This is a genomic window from Streptomyces sp. NPDC001843, assembly GCF_042891955.1.
Taxonomy (GTDB): domain Bacteria; phylum Actinomycetota; class Actinomycetes; order Streptomycetales; family Streptomycetaceae; genus Streptomyces.
Window position 1 is genome coordinate 306,268 of the sequence record NZ_JBIATQ010000005.1, and the last position, 14,057, is coordinate 320,324.

The 14,057-nt window shown below is 71.9% G+C and carries 14 protein-coding genes; 6 read left to right on the forward strand and 8 right to left on the reverse strand.

The features are described 5' to 3' along the window. Window positions 1–150 precede the first annotated feature (150 nt). Window positions 151–1,635, forward strand: coding sequence for an IucA/IucC family protein (locus ACFYZQ_RS15595; RefSeq protein WP_389146968.1), 1,485 nt, complete (start codon window positions 151–153; stop codon window positions 1,633–1,635). Window positions 1,636–1,653: 18 nt separating this feature from the next. On the opposite strand, the gene ACFYZQ_RS15600 is transcribed toward ACFYZQ_RS15595, so the two are convergent. The 4 genes from ACFYZQ_RS15600 to ACFYZQ_RS15615 all read right to left on the reverse strand — a co-directional run bounded on the left by ACFYZQ_RS15600 (window position 1,654) and on the right by ACFYZQ_RS15615 (window position 4,855). Next, window positions 1,654–3,282, reverse strand: coding sequence for a multicopper oxidase family protein (locus ACFYZQ_RS15600; RefSeq protein ID WP_389147396.1), 1,629 nt, complete (start codon window positions 3,280–3,282; stop codon window positions 1,654–1,656). 1 nt (window position 3,283) lies between these two features. Next, window positions 3,284–3,667, reverse strand: coding sequence for a hypothetical protein (locus tag ACFYZQ_RS15605; protein WP_389146971.1), 384 nt, complete (start codon window positions 3,665–3,667; stop codon window positions 3,284–3,286). Between the two features lie 102 nt (window positions 3,668–3,769). Then, window positions 3,770–4,363 carry a YceI family protein gene (locus ACFYZQ_RS15610; RefSeq protein WP_389146973.1) on the reverse strand — a complete coding sequence of 198 codons (594 nt, stop codon included), beginning with the start codon at window positions 4,361–4,363 and terminating at the stop codon, window positions 3,770–3,772. A 51-nt stretch (window positions 4,364–4,414) separates the two neighbouring features. Next, window positions 4,415–4,855 carry a YybH family protein gene (locus tag ACFYZQ_RS15615; protein ID WP_389146976.1) on the reverse strand — a complete coding sequence of 147 codons (441 nt, stop codon included), beginning with the start codon at window positions 4,853–4,855 and terminating at the stop codon, window positions 4,415–4,417. Window positions 4,856–4,962: 107 nt separating this feature from the next. Here ACFYZQ_RS15615 and ACFYZQ_RS15620 point away from each other — a divergent pair, with 107 nt between their 5' ends. After that, window positions 4,963–5,862 carry a LysR family transcriptional regulator gene (locus ACFYZQ_RS15620; protein WP_389146979.1) on the forward strand — a complete coding sequence of 300 codons (900 nt, stop codon included), beginning with the start codon at window positions 4,963–4,965 and terminating at the stop codon, window positions 5,860–5,862. 100 nt (window positions 5,863–5,962) lie between these two features. Next, on the forward strand, window positions 5,963–6,877 hold the full coding sequence (locus ACFYZQ_RS15625; protein ID WP_389146982.1) for a HipA family kinase: 915 nt from the start codon (window positions 5,963–5,965) through the stop codon (window positions 6,875–6,877). Window positions 6,878–6,893: 16 nt separating this feature from the next. Here ACFYZQ_RS15625 and aceB read toward each other — a convergent pair whose 3' ends face one another. After that, window positions 6,894–8,528, reverse strand: a complete 1,635-nt coding sequence (gene aceB / locus ACFYZQ_RS15630) for a malate synthase A (protein WP_389146985.1) — start codon at window positions 8,526–8,528, stop codon at window positions 6,894–6,896. 85 nt (window positions 8,529–8,613) lie between these two features. Next, window positions 8,614–9,228 (reverse strand): NTP transferase domain-containing protein, encoded by a 615-nt coding sequence (locus ACFYZQ_RS15635; protein WP_389146988.1) that lies wholly within the window; start codon window positions 9,226–9,228, stop codon window positions 8,614–8,616. A gap of 177 nt (window positions 9,229–9,405) precedes the next feature. On the opposite strand from ACFYZQ_RS15635, the gene ACFYZQ_RS15640 reads away from it, so the two are divergent. Next, complete coding sequence (locus ACFYZQ_RS15640) at window positions 9,406–9,720, forward strand: DUF5955 family protein (RefSeq protein WP_389146990.1); 315 nt, start codon at window positions 9,406–9,408, stop codon at window positions 9,718–9,720. Window positions 9,721–9,734: 14 nt separating this feature from the next. On the opposite strand, the gene ACFYZQ_RS15645 is transcribed toward ACFYZQ_RS15640, so the two are convergent. Next, on the reverse strand, window positions 9,735–10,517 hold the full coding sequence (locus ACFYZQ_RS15645) for an IclR family transcriptional regulator (RefSeq protein ID WP_389146993.1): 783 nt from the start codon (window positions 10,515–10,517) through the stop codon (window positions 9,735–9,737). A 223-nt stretch (window positions 10,518–10,740) separates the two neighbouring features. Here ACFYZQ_RS15645 and allB point away from each other — a divergent pair, with 223 nt between their 5' ends. After that, on the forward strand, window positions 10,741–12,078 hold the full coding sequence (gene allB / locus ACFYZQ_RS15650; protein WP_389146996.1) for an allantoinase AllB: 1,338 nt from the start codon (window positions 10,741–10,743) through the stop codon (window positions 12,076–12,078). 46 nt (window positions 12,079–12,124) lie between these two features. Then, window positions 12,125–13,240: an allantoicase gene (gene alc / locus ACFYZQ_RS15655; protein WP_389146999.1), complete on the forward strand. Its 1,116-nt coding sequence runs from the start codon at window positions 12,125–12,127 to the stop codon at window positions 13,238–13,240. 39 nt (window positions 13,241–13,279) lie between these two features. On the opposite strand, the gene ACFYZQ_RS15660 is transcribed toward alc, so the two are convergent. Next, entirely contained in the window at window positions 13,280–14,035 is a 756-nt protein-coding gene (locus tag ACFYZQ_RS15660; RefSeq protein WP_389147002.1) for a 3-oxoacyl-ACP reductase family protein, read from the reverse strand. Window positions 14,036–14,057 lie beyond the last annotated feature (22 nt).

The following is a 14,057-nucleotide window of genomic DNA, read 5'->3' on the forward strand; positions in this document are numbered from 1 at the left end:
CCTTCCTCGGAAGGGCGGTGCTGGGAGACGGGCGGGCGGTACACGGTCGGCTCCTCGGGTACGGAGTAGAACGGGCGGGAATGCCAGGGACGACAGACATACTGATCGCGATCGGACCCCGGGGCTAAGCCGCCCCCGCACGAAGAACGAATGGATCGCGTGGACCACATGCACCCCAGTGCCGACGCGTACGCGTCCGCGCCCCTGCTGAACTGTCTGCTGCGGGAGGTCGCCGAACCGCTCGCCACGACGGGGGAGCGGCGGGTGTACCGGCTGCCCGGCACCGGCCGCCTGCTGCGGGTGCGCGGCGAGCGGCGGCCCGCCGAGCCGGAGGTGCGCAACGAGGGCACCTGGCGGCGCGTCGGCCACGCCGAGCTGGTCAAACTGGTCGCCGAGGAACTGCGGCGGCACACCGGACTGACCAACGACGACCTGCCCACCGAGATGATCGACAGCCGGGAGGCGGTCGCCGCGCTGCTCGCCGCGCGCGCCCGGACGACGCCGCCCACCGACCCGTACCTGCGTTCGGAACAGTCCCTCATCACAGGCCATCCTCACCATCCCGCGCCCAAGGCGCGCGGCGGGGGCCCCGTCACCGCATGGCTGCCCTACGCCCCGGAGGCTCACGCCCGGTTCCCCCTGGTGCTGCTCGGCGTGCGCGAGGACCAGGTGGCCGAGGAGGGCGACACCACCCCGCTCGACACCCTCGGCACGGCCCCGCCCGGCTACCGGCTGCTGCCCGCCCACCCCTGGCAGCTCGACCTCACCGGCCCCGGCCTCGAACCGGCCTTCGCCGACGGCCGCCTGATCCGCCTGGGCACGGCCCCGTTCCCGGTCTGGCCGACGGCGGCGGTGCGCACCGTCTACGAGCCGCGCCGCGACCTCCACCTGAAGTTCAGCCTGGACGTGCGCATCACCAACGACATCCGCCGCCTGTGGCGCCACGACCTGGCGAAACTGCGCCGTGCGGACACGGCCGTGACCCACGCCTTCACCGTGTGGACCGGCCCGGCGGCCTGGATGGGTGACCGCGGCTACCGCACCGCCGCCTTCGCCTTCGAGGAACTCGCCGTCCTGGTCCGCGACGGCCTGCGCGACCACCTGCTCCCCGGCGCGACCCCGCTGCTCGCCGCCGGACTCGTCGAGGGCTTCGACGGCAACCCCCTCGCACACGCCGCCGACCCGGCGGCCTGGTGGGAGGCCTACCTGCACCAGGTCGTCCCCCCGGCCCTGACCGCCTTCGCCGAGCACGGCGTGGTGCTGGAGGCGCACCTGCAGAACACCCTGGTCGCCGTCGACACCTCCGGCATGCCGGTCCAGGCGCTGTTCCGGGACGCCGAGGGCGTGAAACTGCTGCCCGACGTCTCCCGCGCGGCCGGCTGGGAACGGCTGGTGTACTGCCTCGTCGTCAACCACCTCACCGAGATCGCCGCCGCCCTGGCCGAGCACCACCCGGGCCTGGACCCGTGGCCCGCCGCCCGCCGCGCCCTCGCCGCCCACGACCTCCCGGAGATCCCCGCGCTGCTCGCCTCGCCCACCCTGCCCGGCAAGACCAACCTGCTGCTGCGCTGGACCGGGGCGGACGGCGCGGACGCCCGCTACCTGCCGCTGCCCAACCCGCTGGCCCGTACCTGACTCCATGCGACCCGGGAGTCAGATGATCTCGAGGTTGGCCATCATTCCCATGTCCTCGTGTTCGGCGTTGTGGCAGTGGAAGAGGTAGCGGCCGCGATAGCCGTCGAAGCGGGTGATGATCTCCGCCGATTCACCCGGGCGGAGCGAGACGGTGTCCTTGAGTCCCGCGTCGTGGGGGAGCGGCCTGCTTCCGCTGCGCGCCAGCACCCGGAACCCGACCTGGTGAAGGTGGACGGGGTGGTGGACGTCCGCGATCAGCCGCCACACCTCGATGTCGCCGAGCCGGGTGGTGACGTCGGAGCGGGACGGGTCGAACGGGAGCCCTCCGATCAGCCATCCGTGGCCTCCGCGCATGCGTCCGGCGCGGAAGGAGAAGTCGCGTGTCCGCGTGGCGTCCGACCGGCGCCAGGCCGGCAGGTCGTGGGAGAGGCGGCGGGGGATGCGGCTGTGGTCGGCGGCCTTGCGCGCGACCCGGAAGGCCATGACGTCCCGAGTGCGCCCGGAGCCCAGCCGGTTGACGATCCGGACGCGGCCGCCGACCGGGACGCCCGCGAAGTCCACGACCACGTCGTAGCGTTCAGCCGGGGCGATCGGCAGGGAGCGGTGGGTGACCGGCGTGGTGAGCAGCCCCTGGTCGGCGCCGACCTGGACGAGGTCGAGGCGGCGTCCGTCGTCGGTGACCGCTTCGAGGTCGTAGTGGCGGGCGTTGGACGCGTTCAGGACGCGCAGTCGGTGCCGGACGGCGTCGACCTCGTGCACGGGCCACGGGGCGCCGTTGACCAGGATCACGTCGCCGAGGACTCCCGCGAGGTAGGCCTCCTCCACACCTGGCTGTTCGCGCAGGGCCGGGTCGAGGGAGGGGTAGCGCAGGTTGCCGTGGTCGTCGAACGCCCGATCGGCGATCATGAGCGGCAGTTCGCGCGGCCCGAAGGGCAGACCGAGCGAGTCCTCGGCATCGTCGCGGATGATGTGCAGCCCGGCGAGGCCGCGCCAGATCGCGGGGGCGGTGAAGTCCATTCGGTGGTCGTGGTACCAGAGCAGCGTCGGCCGCTGGTCCATCGGGAACGTGTAGTCCCGCGTCAGCCTGGTCACCACGGCCTTCGGATCGTGCATGCCCCGCATGTCGTCCATGCCGCTCGTGCCGTGCGTGCCGCGCATGCCGTGCATCGTGTGGGTCGAGGGTTCCGGCCAGTTCTTCGGCAGGACGAGGTCGGTCGGATAGCCGTCGGAGGCGGCCGGGGTCCGTCCGCCGTGCAGGTGCACGACTGTCGGTACGGGCAGCTCGTTGTGATGCGTCACCGTGACCGGGCGGCCGCGGCGCGCCTCGATCGTCGGACCCGGGAACGTCCCACCGTAGGTCCACATCGGCGTCCTGACGCCGGGCAGGATTTCCAGGGCCGCCTCCCGCTGGGTGATCTCGTACCGGTCCACGCCGCCCGAGGCGCCGACCGGCTCGAGGACGGACGGCAGCGGCAACGGCACCTGGAACGCGGGCGGCAGCGGGACACCGCTTCGCAACTGGTCGCCGGTGGCGGCCGGGCGGCGTGCCAGGCGCGCCGCGGTCGCCAGTCCGGTGACCGCCGTCAGCCCGAGCGCGCCGCCGATGCCGAGGACCCGGCGCCTGCCGAGTTCACGAGCCTCATGCATCTCAGACACTGATGTCCTCCTCGCGCTGGGCCGAAGCCGTGTGCGGGGCCGGCTGCAGGAGGGGCTGCCGCCATACGGCGATGAACAGCACGGCGAGCGCCACGACGGTCAGCACGCCCAGGGGGAGGTGCAGCCACAGCGCTCCGTCCAGGCCGGCGAAGTACTGCACCGTCTCGGCCGCCACCAACGCCAGCGTGGCGGCGAACGGCCAGACCTGGCGCAGCCGGACCCAGACCGCGATCGCCGCGACCAACTGAACGTAGCCGAGGGAGGTGACGACGTCGGCGCCGAGCGCGTGCCAGCGCAGGGCGTCGTAGTCACCGCTCAGATAGACGCCGGCGAACACGGGCTGACCGAAGAGCGCGACGGTGTGCGCGCTGACCACCGCACGTAATGTCCATGCAGAGGACCGTCTGCCATGCGCGGCATCGGATCGGGCCGACGCGGCCCGGCGGAGTCTGCCGGTTGTGACCATGAGCCGCGCTCCTCACTCGCCGTCGGAGGCGGGTACGCCGTCCGGCTTCTGGAGAACGGCCTGGATCTCCAGGCTGATCGACACCTTGTCGCCGACCGTGACGCCACCGGCTTCCAGCGGGGTGCGGAGGTCGATGCCGAAGTCGTGCCGGTCGATCTCCGCGGTGGCGGAGAAGCCGGCCCGCTGTCCGCCCCACGGGTCCGGGCCGAACCCGTTCACCTCGACGGCCATTGGTACCCGCCGTGTGACGCCGTGCAACGTCAGCTCACCGTCGACGGCCCAACCGTCGGCGGTCCGGCGGACGCCGGTCGAGCGGTAGCTCATCGTGGGGTACTTCTCGATCTCGAGGTAGTCGGCGGTGCGAAGGTGGTTGTCACGCATTTCGTTGCCGGTGTCGATGGACGCGAGGTCGATCGTCGCGGTGACCGAAGAGCTCAGCAGGTCCTCGCTCGTGACCAGGGTGACGTCGTAGGAGGTGAACCGGCCACGTGTCTTGCTGATCATGAGGTGCCGGACGGTGAAGGCGATCTCGGAGTGCACCGGGTCGGCCTTCCAGGTGCCGACCTGGTAACCCGGGATCTCGATCGTCGCGGGGACGGGGTTCATGATCTTCCTCCATGGATGTGGTGTCGTGGCGACGCGGCGGGGGTGGTGGGATCAGGGCTCGAGGTCGATCACTCCGGTTCCGGTCGAGACGTCGAGCGGTACCGAGACCTGGTCGTGCACGATCAGCCATGTGCCGTCGATCTTCCGGAGGCAGTAGGTGACCCTGACCCACATACCGCTGATCGGCGTCCCGTCCTCGAGCGTGCCGCCGAGGCGGGCGAAGGCGTGCCCGAAGGCCAGTTCGTCGCCCACGGTGAGTGTCAGATCGCGGACCTCATAGGTCACGGTCTCGAAGGACGTGAACACGGGCGCCCAGTTCCTGAGCTTCGCCTCGACTCCCACGTGCTGAAGCGGGGGCTGGACGTCGAAGGAGACGATGTCCGTCGCGTAGAGCCGCTTCAGGCCCTCGAGATCCTTGTCCTGGAGTCCTTCGGCGATCTTGCCGATGTGCCGGCGGATCTTGGCCTCGTCCACCTCGTGCTGTGCGGTCATAGCCGTTCCCTTCGGGGTGAGATCCCGGTGGCTCACGGCTTGACGCTATGACTCGTGCGTTATCTTGTCCAAGATGAATATTGCTATGGTGCTATGCATCAGGAGGCATGATGGAGCTGAGCCCCCTCAAGCAGTTCCTGGTGGTGGCACGCCTGGAGCACCTCAGCCGGGCCGCCGAGGAACTTCGCATCGCCCAGCCGTCGCTGAGCCGGACCATCGCCCGGCTGGAGAGCGAACTGGGCGTACCTCTGTTTGATCGGGGCGGTCGCCTCCGGCTGAACGACAGCGGCAAGATCTTCCGCGATCATGTCGAACGCGCCCTGGGTGAACTCGAGGCGGGGCGGCGTGCCGTCGTCGAGGCCACCCGCGAGGGCCTGGGCACCGTGAGACTGGCGTCGGAGACCTTCCTCACCCTCACCGGGCCACTGGCGGCCTTCAAGCGCGCGCACCCCGCCGTCGAGATCGAGCTCCACTGGTCGCCACCCGAGGAGATGGCCCGTCGCCTGCGTGCCCAAGAGGTCGATTTCTGTGTCGCCTCGCAGTCGATCCACGCCGAGGGCCTGGAGGCGGTGCAACTGTTCGACGAGGCGGTGGGTGTGGGCATGCCACTCGATCACCCACTGGCGGGCCGTACGTCCGTGACCATCGATGAACTCGCCGACCAGCCCTTCGTCACCGCCCGCGAGGGACACTGGCTGCGCCGGCTGCTCGTCCGGCTCTTCGCCGCCCGGGGCCTCACTCCGAAGATCGTCTGCGAGAGCGACGAACACAGCGCCATCGCCCACCTGATCAGCGCGGGACTGGGCATCGGTCTCGTCCCCGCCTTCGCCGGCCGCAGCTTCCCGCACGCCCCCGGCGCCTGGATCCCCGTCGACAGCCCCGACTGCCGTCGCACGGTCACCCTCTACTGGGGTACCGGAAGCCACCTGTCGACCACCGCCCGGCTGCTGCGCACCACGATCACCGATTGGGACTGGACCGCCGGGGAGCCCCGGGCCGAACGCTGACGATCGGCTCACCCGGCGGGCGACGGCCGACGGTCTCGACCGCCCGACTGTCACTCCTGGTTACTATGTTCACTTCATGCCGGCGATGGGACCTTGGAAAATGCTGAGAGAGGTCACTGCCAACCGCTACATCGCACCCCTGCGCTCCGGCGGCTCCGTCCCCGGCGTCGTCGAGGCCGACGACCTGGGCACGTACGTCGTGAAGTTCACCGGCTCCGCGCAGGGCCGCAAGGCCCTCGTCGCCGAGGTGATCGTGGGGGAACTGGCCCGTGCCCTGGGCCTGCGCTTCCCCGAACTCGTCCTCGTCCACTTCGATCCGGCGATCGCCGCCCACGAACCCCACCAGGAGGTGCGGGAACTGCACGGCGCCAGCGCCGGGACCAACCTGGGAATGGACTACCTGCCGGGTGCCAGGGACTTCACCCCCGAGGTCGCCGAGACCTTCCCGGTGGACCCGGTCGAGGCGGGCAGGATCGTCTGGCTGGACGCCCTGACCGTGAACGTCGACCGTACGGTCCACAGCTCCAACCTCATGGTCTGGCCGACCCTCGGGACGGTCCCGCCGCGCCTGTGGCTCATCGACCACGGTGCCGCGCTCATCTTCCACCACCGCTGGGGTGCCTCCGACCCCGCGAAGGCGTACGACTTCCGCCACCACGCGCTCGGCCGCTACGCCCCCGATGTGCGGGCCGCCGACGCAGAGCTGGCCGGGAAGGTCACCCGGGAGCTGCTGCGGGACGTCGCGGCCGAGGTCCCGGACGCCTGGCTGGCCGGCGAGGAGGGCTTCGCGACGCCGGACGACGTCCGGGCGGCGTACGTGGACCACCTCCACGCGCGCGTGCGGGCCTCCGCGGCCTGGCTGCCGACCGGCTTCCCCACCCGGGCGGAACTCGCCGCCGAGGAGGCACGCCGAGCGGAACGCACCCAGCAGGGCCGGCCGAACTGGCTCAAGCGGGTCCCCGACCTGCACGGCAAGCCGGCCGCGGAACAGGACTGGTCGGTCCACCTGGGGTGAGCCGTCGCCGGAAAGGTCAGCCCGTCAGCTGCTCGTACGCCGGCAGCGTCAGGAAGTCCGCGTAGTCCTCGTCGAGGGCGACCTTCAGCAGCAGGTCGTGGGCCTGCTGCCAGTGCCCGGCCGCGAACGCCTCCTCGCCCGTCTCCGCGCGGATCGCGGCGAGTTCCCCGGCGGCGACCTTCCGGGCCAGCTCCGGTGTGGCCCGCACCGTGGTCCCGTCGTGCTCGAACTCGACTCCCGCGTTGATCCACTGCCAGATCTGCGAGCGGGAGATCTCGGCGGTGGCCGCGTCCTCCATGAGGTTGAAGATGGCGACCGCGCCGAGGCCGCGCAGCCACGCCTCGATGTAACGGATCCCGACCTGGACCGCGTTGACGAGGCCGTCGTACGTCGGCCTGGCGTCCAGGGAGTCGATCGCGATCAGGTCGGCCGCCTCGACGTGGACGTCCTCGCGCAACCGGTCCTTCTGGTGCGGCCTGTCGCCGAGCACCTTGTCGAAGGACTCCATGGCGATCGGGACCAGGTCGGGGTGGGCGACCCAGGAGCCGTCGAAGCCGTCGTTCGCCTCGCGGTCCTTGTCGGCGCGGACCTTCTCGAAGGCGACCTTGTTGACCTCCGGGTCCCGGCGCGAGGGGATGAACGCCGCCATGCCGCCGATCGCGTGCGCGCCGCGCCGGTGGCAGGTGCGGACGAGGAGCTCGGTGTACGCGCGCATGAACGGGGCCGTCATCGTGACCGCGGCCCGGTCCGGCAGGACGAACCTGGGCCCGCCGTCACGGAAGTTCTTGACGATGGAGAACAGGTAGTCCCAGCGGCCCGCGTTCAACCCCGAGGCGTGGTCGCGCAGTTCGTAGAGGATCTCCTCCATCTCGTACGCGGCCGTGATCGTCTCGATCAGGACGGTGGCGCGGACGGTGCCCTGCGGGACGCCGATGTAGTCCTGCGCGAAGACGAACACGTCGTTCCAGAGGCGGGCCTCCAGGTGCGACTCGGTCTTCGGCAGGTAGAAGTAGGGCCCCTTGCCGAGCTCGAGCAGGCGCCGTGCGTTGTGGAAGAAGTACAGCCCGAAGTCGACGAACGCGCCGGGGATCCGGCGGCCGTCGGCGTCGACGAGATGACGCTCGTCCAGGTGCCAGCCGCGCGGGCGCATCACGACGGTCGCCAGCTCCTCGTCGGGGCGCAGCGCGTACGACTTGCCGGACCCGGGGTCGGTGAAGTCGATGTTCCGCGTGTAGGCGTCGATCAGGTTGAGCTGCCCGAGGACCACGTTCTCCCAGGTGGGGGCGGAGGCGTCTTCGAAGTCGGCGAGCCAGACCCGCGCCCCGGAGTTGAGCGCGTTGACGGTCATCCTGCGGTCGGTGGGGCCGGTGATCTCCACCCGGCGGTCTTCGAGGGCGGCGGGGGCCGGGGCCACCTTCCAGGAGTCGTCCGCGCGGATCGCGGCGGTCTCGGGCAGGAAGTCGAGCGTACAGGTGCGGGCGATCTCGGCCCGCCGCTCGGCACGGCGGGCGAGGAGCTCGTCGCGGCGCGGAGTGAACCGCCGGTGCAGTTCGGCCACGAAGGCGAGCGCCGCAGCGGTCAGGACCTCCTCCTGCCGGGGCAGGGGGTCGGCGTCGACGACGACCGGTCCGGACGGCGCTGGTGCGGACATGAGCTGTCACTCCTTCAGGTGGAACCATCTGAAACGACCGGCGACCCTTCTGGAGAATGGATACTAGTTTCCTCATCGTGGAACATCAATGATCCGTCGATCGCTCGAGGCGGGCGAGGTCGGCCTCCGTGTCGATGTCGTACGGCCGTGCCACGTCCCCGCATTCGACGAGCCCGACGGCCCCGGACCGCTGCCGTAGATACGCGCGCGCCCCCCGGTCGCCCGTCGCGGTCGCCGCGATGCCCGCCCAGTGCGCCGCGCCGAGCAGTACGGGGTGGCCGCGCGCACCGTCGTACGCCGCCGAGACGAGCGAGGTCTCGTCCCGGTAGGCGCCGAGCACCCGCGCGACCGCCTCCGGCCCGATGCCCGGCTGGTCCACGAGCAGGACGAGCGCGGCCCGCGCGCCGCTGCCGGCCAGCGAGTCCAGTCCCGCCCGCAGCGACGTGCCCATGCCCTCCTGCCATGCCGGGTTGTCGACGAGCATGCATCCGGACAGGTCCGCCCGTTGCCGTACGACGTCCGCGCCGGCCCCCAGGACCACGTGCACGGGTGCGCAGCCGGCCGCGCGCAGGACTCCGGCCGCGTGCTCCACCAGGAGCCGGCCCCGGTGTTCGAGCAGCGCCTTGGGGTGTCCGCCCAGCCGTCTCCCGCCGCCCGCGGCCAGCAGCAGCCCGGCGACCCGATGGTGGTTCTCCGTCATGCGTCCTGGATACCCGACTTCGAGGGGAGCGGCCGGTTTCCAAGGACTGAATTTCGGTCCGCACGCTGGCGCAGCCCGCACCGGTTGGCGTTTACTGGCCCGCGTCCAGTGCCGCGGGGGGCGTGCGCCGGGGGCATGGGAAGCGCGGGCGCACGACGGAGCGCGAGGGGGAGGGCTGTGTTGCGGAGCTTGGGGCAGACGCCAGTGACCGGCAGCGACGAGGATCCGAGAGTGACGGGACTGCGGACCGCGGTGTCCCGGCTGCGGCGTGAACTCGCCGCACACCCGGTGGAGTTCCCCGACCGGGCGATCGCCGAGGACGAACTCGCCGCGCTGGCCGCGATGGCGGCCGGCGGCGTGCCGGAGATACCGCGGCTGCGCCGCTCTCTGTTACTGATCGCCAGCGCGGTCGGCTCCGTCAGCGCCCTCTCGCGGGGGCTGTCGGAGGTCCGCGCCGCCGTGGACCTGTTCGGTGAGGCGCCGCGCGTCTGACGTGCGGGTCCCGCTCAGGACGACAGGGACCGGGAGAGCTCCGCCGCGACCTGCCGCAGCACCGGCACGATCCGCTCCGTGGCCGCCTCGGTGACGCGGCCGGCCGGGCCGGAGATGGAGACGGCGGTGGCGGTGGGGGAGCCGGGGACGGCGACCGCGAGGCAGCGGACCCCCATCTCCTGCTCGTTGTCGTCGACCGCGTAGCCCTGGCGGCGCACGTCCGCCAGGGCGGCCAGGAAGCCCTCCGGCGTCGTGATGGTCTTCTCCGTCGCGGCCGGCATGCCGGTGCGGGCCAGCAGGGCGCGCACCTCGTCGTCCGGGACATCGGCGAGCAGGGCCTTCCCGACGCCCGTCGAGTGCGGCAGGACGCGCCGTCCCACCTCGGTGAACATGCGCATCGAGTGCTTCGACGGCACCTGTGCCACGTACACGATCTCGTCCCCGTCGAGCAGCGCCACGTTCGCCGTTTCGCCGGTCTCCTCGACCAGACGGGCGAGGTGGGGGCGGGCCCAGGTGCCGAGCAGCCGGGAGGCCGACTCGCCCAGGCGGATCAGACGCGGACCCAGGGCGTAGCGCCGGTTCGCCTGCTGGCGTACGTACCCGCCGGCCACGAGCGTGCGCATGAGGCGGTGGATGGTGGGCAGCGGCAGCCCGCTGCTCGCCGAGAGTTCACTGAGCCCGACCTCGCCGCCCGCGTCCGCCATCCGCTCCAGCAGATCGAAGGCGCGCTCGAGGGACTGAACCCCGCCGCTCGCGGACTTGGCGGAGCCGGTGCTGCTGGCGCTGGACGGCGGCACGGACTGTTCCCTTCGGGCGGCTTCGGGCGGCATTCTGTATTCCGGAACATTAATTCCGTGTTGCGGAACAGTCCAGACCGACCTGGCCGGTGGCGCCGGGCAGCAGTGTGCCTCTTGACTGAGGTGGAACGGGAGTGAAGACTCCTTCAACAGAACGTTGAAGACCTTTACGTGGGTGTACATCCCGATTTCCGGGAGTCGTCGGCGACGGAGAGGGGTCCGGGTGTCCGAGGCCGAACTGGTGCTGCGCTCGACACGCGTGGTCACCCCGGAGGGGACGCGCGCGGCCTCGGTCGCGGTCGCCCGGGGCACGATCACGGCCGTCCTGCCCCACGACGAACCCCTGCCCGAGGGCGCCGCCCTGGAGGACTTCGGCGACGACGTCCTGCTCCCCGGGCTGGTCGACACCCACGTGCACGTCAACGATCCCGGCCGCGCCGAGTGGGAGGGCTTCTGGACCGCCACGCGCGCGGCGGCGGCCGGCGGCATCACCACCCTCGTCGACATGCCGCTCAACTCCCTCCCGCCGACCACCACGGTCGACCACCTCCGCACGAAGCAGCGGGCCGCCGCCGGCAAGGCACACGTCGACGTCGGCTTCTGGGGCGGCGCCCTGCCCGACAACGTCAAGGACCTGCGCCCGCTGCACGAAGCCGGCGTCCTCGGTTTCAAGGCCTTCCTGTCCCCGTCCGGCGTCGACGAGTTCCCCCACCTGGACCAGGACGGGCTCGCCCGGTCGCTGGCCGAGATCGCCGGATTCGGCGGGCTGCTCGTCGTGCACGCCGAGGACCCGCGCCACCTGGACGCCGCCCCGCAGCGGGGCGGCCCCCGGTACGCCGACTTCCTCGCCTCCCGGCCGCGCCACGCCGAGGACACTGCCATCGCGAGCCTGATCGGCCAGGCCCGGCGCCTGGACGCGCGCGTGCACGTGCTGCACCTGTCCTCCGGCGACGCACTGCCGCTGATCGCCGCCGCCAAGGCCGACGGCGTCCGCGTCACGGCCGAGACCTGCCCGCACTACCTCACCCTGACCGCCGAGGAGGTCCCCGACGGCGCGAGCGAGTTCAAGTGCTGTCCGCCCATCCGTGAGGCCGCCAACCAGGACCTGCTGTGGCAGGCGCTGGCCGACGGCACCGTCGACTGCGTGGTGACCGACCACTCGCCGTCGACCGCCGACCTGAAGACCGGCGACTTCGCCACCGCCTGGGGCGGCATCTCCGGCCTCCAGCTCAGCCTGGCGGCCGTGTGGACCGGGGCGCGCGGGCGCGGTCACGGCCTGGAGGACGTCGTCCACTGGACGTCGACCCGCACGGCGGCCCTCGTGGGCCTCGACCGGAAGGGGGCCATCGCAGCCGGCCGCGACGCCGACTTCGCCGTCCTCGCCCCCGACGAGACGTTCACCGTGGACCCCGCGGCCCTGCAGCACCGCAACCGCGTCACGGCGTACACGGGCCGGACGTTGCACGGCGTGGTGAAGTCCACCTGGCTGCGCGGCGAACGCATCTTCCACGACGGCGAGTTCACGGAGCCGAAGGGCCGACTGCTGACCCGTCCCCGCTGATCCCCGCCCGCACCGGCGGCCGGCACCGAAAGGAACCCTGATCAACGTGACGGCGACTGCCACCTTCACCGGCGACGCGGACCCCTACCGGGGCGGTGACCCGTACGCGGACTACCGCACCGCCGACTTCCCGTTCACCCACCACGCCGATCTCGCCGACCGGCGGCTCGGCGCGGGTGTCATCGCCACCAACGACGAGTTCTTCGCCCAGCGGGAGAACCTGCTGCTGCCCGGGCGGGCCGAGTTCGACCCCGAACGCTTCGGGCACAAGGGCAAGATCATGGACGGCTGGGAGACCCGCCGCCGCCGCGGTGTCTCGGCCGAGCAGCCCTGGCCCACCGCCGAGGACCACGACTGGGCGCTGGTCCGCCTGGGCGCGCCCGGCGTGGTCCGCGGCATCGTCGTCGACACGGCCCACTTCCGGGGCAACTACCCGCAGGCGGTGTCGATCGAGGGCACCTCGGTGCCCGGCTCCCCGTCCCCGGAGCACCTGCTGTCCGCGGACGTGAAGTGGACGACGCTCGTCCCGCGCACCCCGGTGGGCGGCCACGCGGCGAACGGTTTCCCCGTGTCCGTGGAGCAGCGGGTCACGCATCTGCGGATCAACCAGCACCCCGACGGCGGCATCGCCCGACTGCGCGTGTACGGCGAGGTCGTCCCGGACCCGAAGTGGCTGCACGTCCTCGGCACCTTCGACGTGGTCGCCCTGGAGAACGGCGGCCGGGTCGAGGACGCCTCCGACCTCTTCTACTCCCCGGCCGGCAACACCATCCGGCCGGGCCGCTCCCACAAGATGGACGACGGCTGGGAGACCCGCCGCCGCCGCGACCGCGGCAACGACTGGATCCGCTACCGACTGACCGCCCAGGCGCGGATCCGCGCCGTCGAGATCGACACGGCGTATCTGAAGGGCAACAGCGCGGGCTGGGCATCCGTCTCCCTCAAGGACGGCGAGCACGGCGAGTGGCACCAAGCCCTGCCCCGAACCCGCCTCCAGCCCGACACCAACCACCGCTTCGTCCTCCCGACCCCCGCGGTCGGCACGCACGCGCGCGTGGACATATACCCGGACGGGGGGATCTCCCGGCTGAGGCTGTTCGGCTCACTGACGGAGAAGGGGGCGACGGAGCTGGCGGCGCTCCACCGGGAACTGGGCGGTTGAACGCCGGACCAGGAAACCTCAGCCCCCAGGGGCCCCGGCTCAGGCCGCGTGCCCCCCGTCCACGGAGAACTCGGCACCCGTGACGTAGGCGGCTCCGGACAGGTGCGTGACGGTGGCCGCCACCTCCTCCGCCCGCCCGAACCGGCCCAGCGCCGTCATCGCCGCCTGGTCCGCCGCGTACGGCCCGTCCGCCGGGTTCATGTCGGTGTCGATCGGCCCCGGATGAACGATGTTCGCCGTGATCCCGCGCGGCCCCAGCTCCCGTGCCAGTGCCTTGGTCAGCCCGATCAGCGCCGACTTGCTCATCGCGTACAGCGTCCCGCCGGGCCCCGGCACCCGCTGCGACATGCACGTCCCGATCGTGATGATCCGGCCCCCGGCCGTCATACGCGCGGCGGCCGCCTGGGAGGTCAGGAACACCCCGCGCACGTTGACGGCCAGCACCCGGTCCACGTCGGCGAGCGGCAGGCCGTCCAGCGGGCCGAGCACGCCGATGCCCGCGTTGTTCACCAGGATGTCCGGCCCGCCCAGCTCCCGTGCCGTGCGCTCCACGGCGTCCGCCGCCTCCTGAGCGTCCGCCGAGTCCGCGCGCAGGGCCACCGCCCGGCGCCCCAGCGCCTCGACGGCCCGTACGACGTCGGCCGCCGCCTCCTTGCCGTTCACGTACGTCACGGCGACGTCCGCGCCCTGACGGGCGAGCCGCAGGGCCGTGGCCGCACCGATGCCCCGGCTGCCGCCGGTCACCAGGGCCACCTTGCCGTTCAGGGTTTCGTGCTGCGTGGTCGTGGATGTCATGGGTCCATCCCAGCGGCCCCGC

Coding starts and splice junctions, on each gene's coding strand:
- ACFYZQ_RS15595 (WP_389146968.1), top strand. CDS start 151: ATGGATCGCGTGGACCACATGCACCCCAGTGCCGACGCGTACGCGTCC.
- ACFYZQ_RS15600 (WP_389147396.1), bottom strand. CDS start 3,282: ATGCATGAGGCTCGTGAACTCGGCAGGCGCCGGGTCCTCGGCATCGGC.
- ACFYZQ_RS15610 (WP_389146973.1), bottom strand. CDS start 4,363: ATGAACCCCGTCCCCGCGACGATCGAGATCCCGGGTTACCAGGTCGGC.
- ACFYZQ_RS15615 (WP_389146976.1), bottom strand. CDS start 4,855: ATGACCGCACAGCACGAGGTGGACGAGGCCAAGATCCGCCGGCACATC.
- ACFYZQ_RS15620 (WP_389146979.1), top strand. CDS start 4,963: ATGATGGAGCTGAGCCCCCTCAAGCAGTTCCTGGTGGTGGCACGCCTG.
- ACFYZQ_RS15625 (WP_389146982.1), top strand. CDS start 5,963: ATGCTGAGAGAGGTCACTGCCAACCGCTACATCGCACCCCTGCGCTCC.
- aceB (WP_389146985.1), bottom strand. CDS start 8,528: ATGTCCGCACCAGCGCCGTCCGGACCGGTCGTCGTCGACGCCGACCCC.
- ACFYZQ_RS15635 (WP_389146988.1), bottom strand. CDS start 9,228: ATGACGGAGAACCACCATCGGGTCGCCGGGCTGCTGCTGGCCGCGGGC.
- ACFYZQ_RS15660 (WP_389147002.1), bottom strand. CDS start 14,035: ATGACATCCACGACCACGCAGCACGAAACCCTGAACGGCAAGGTGGCC.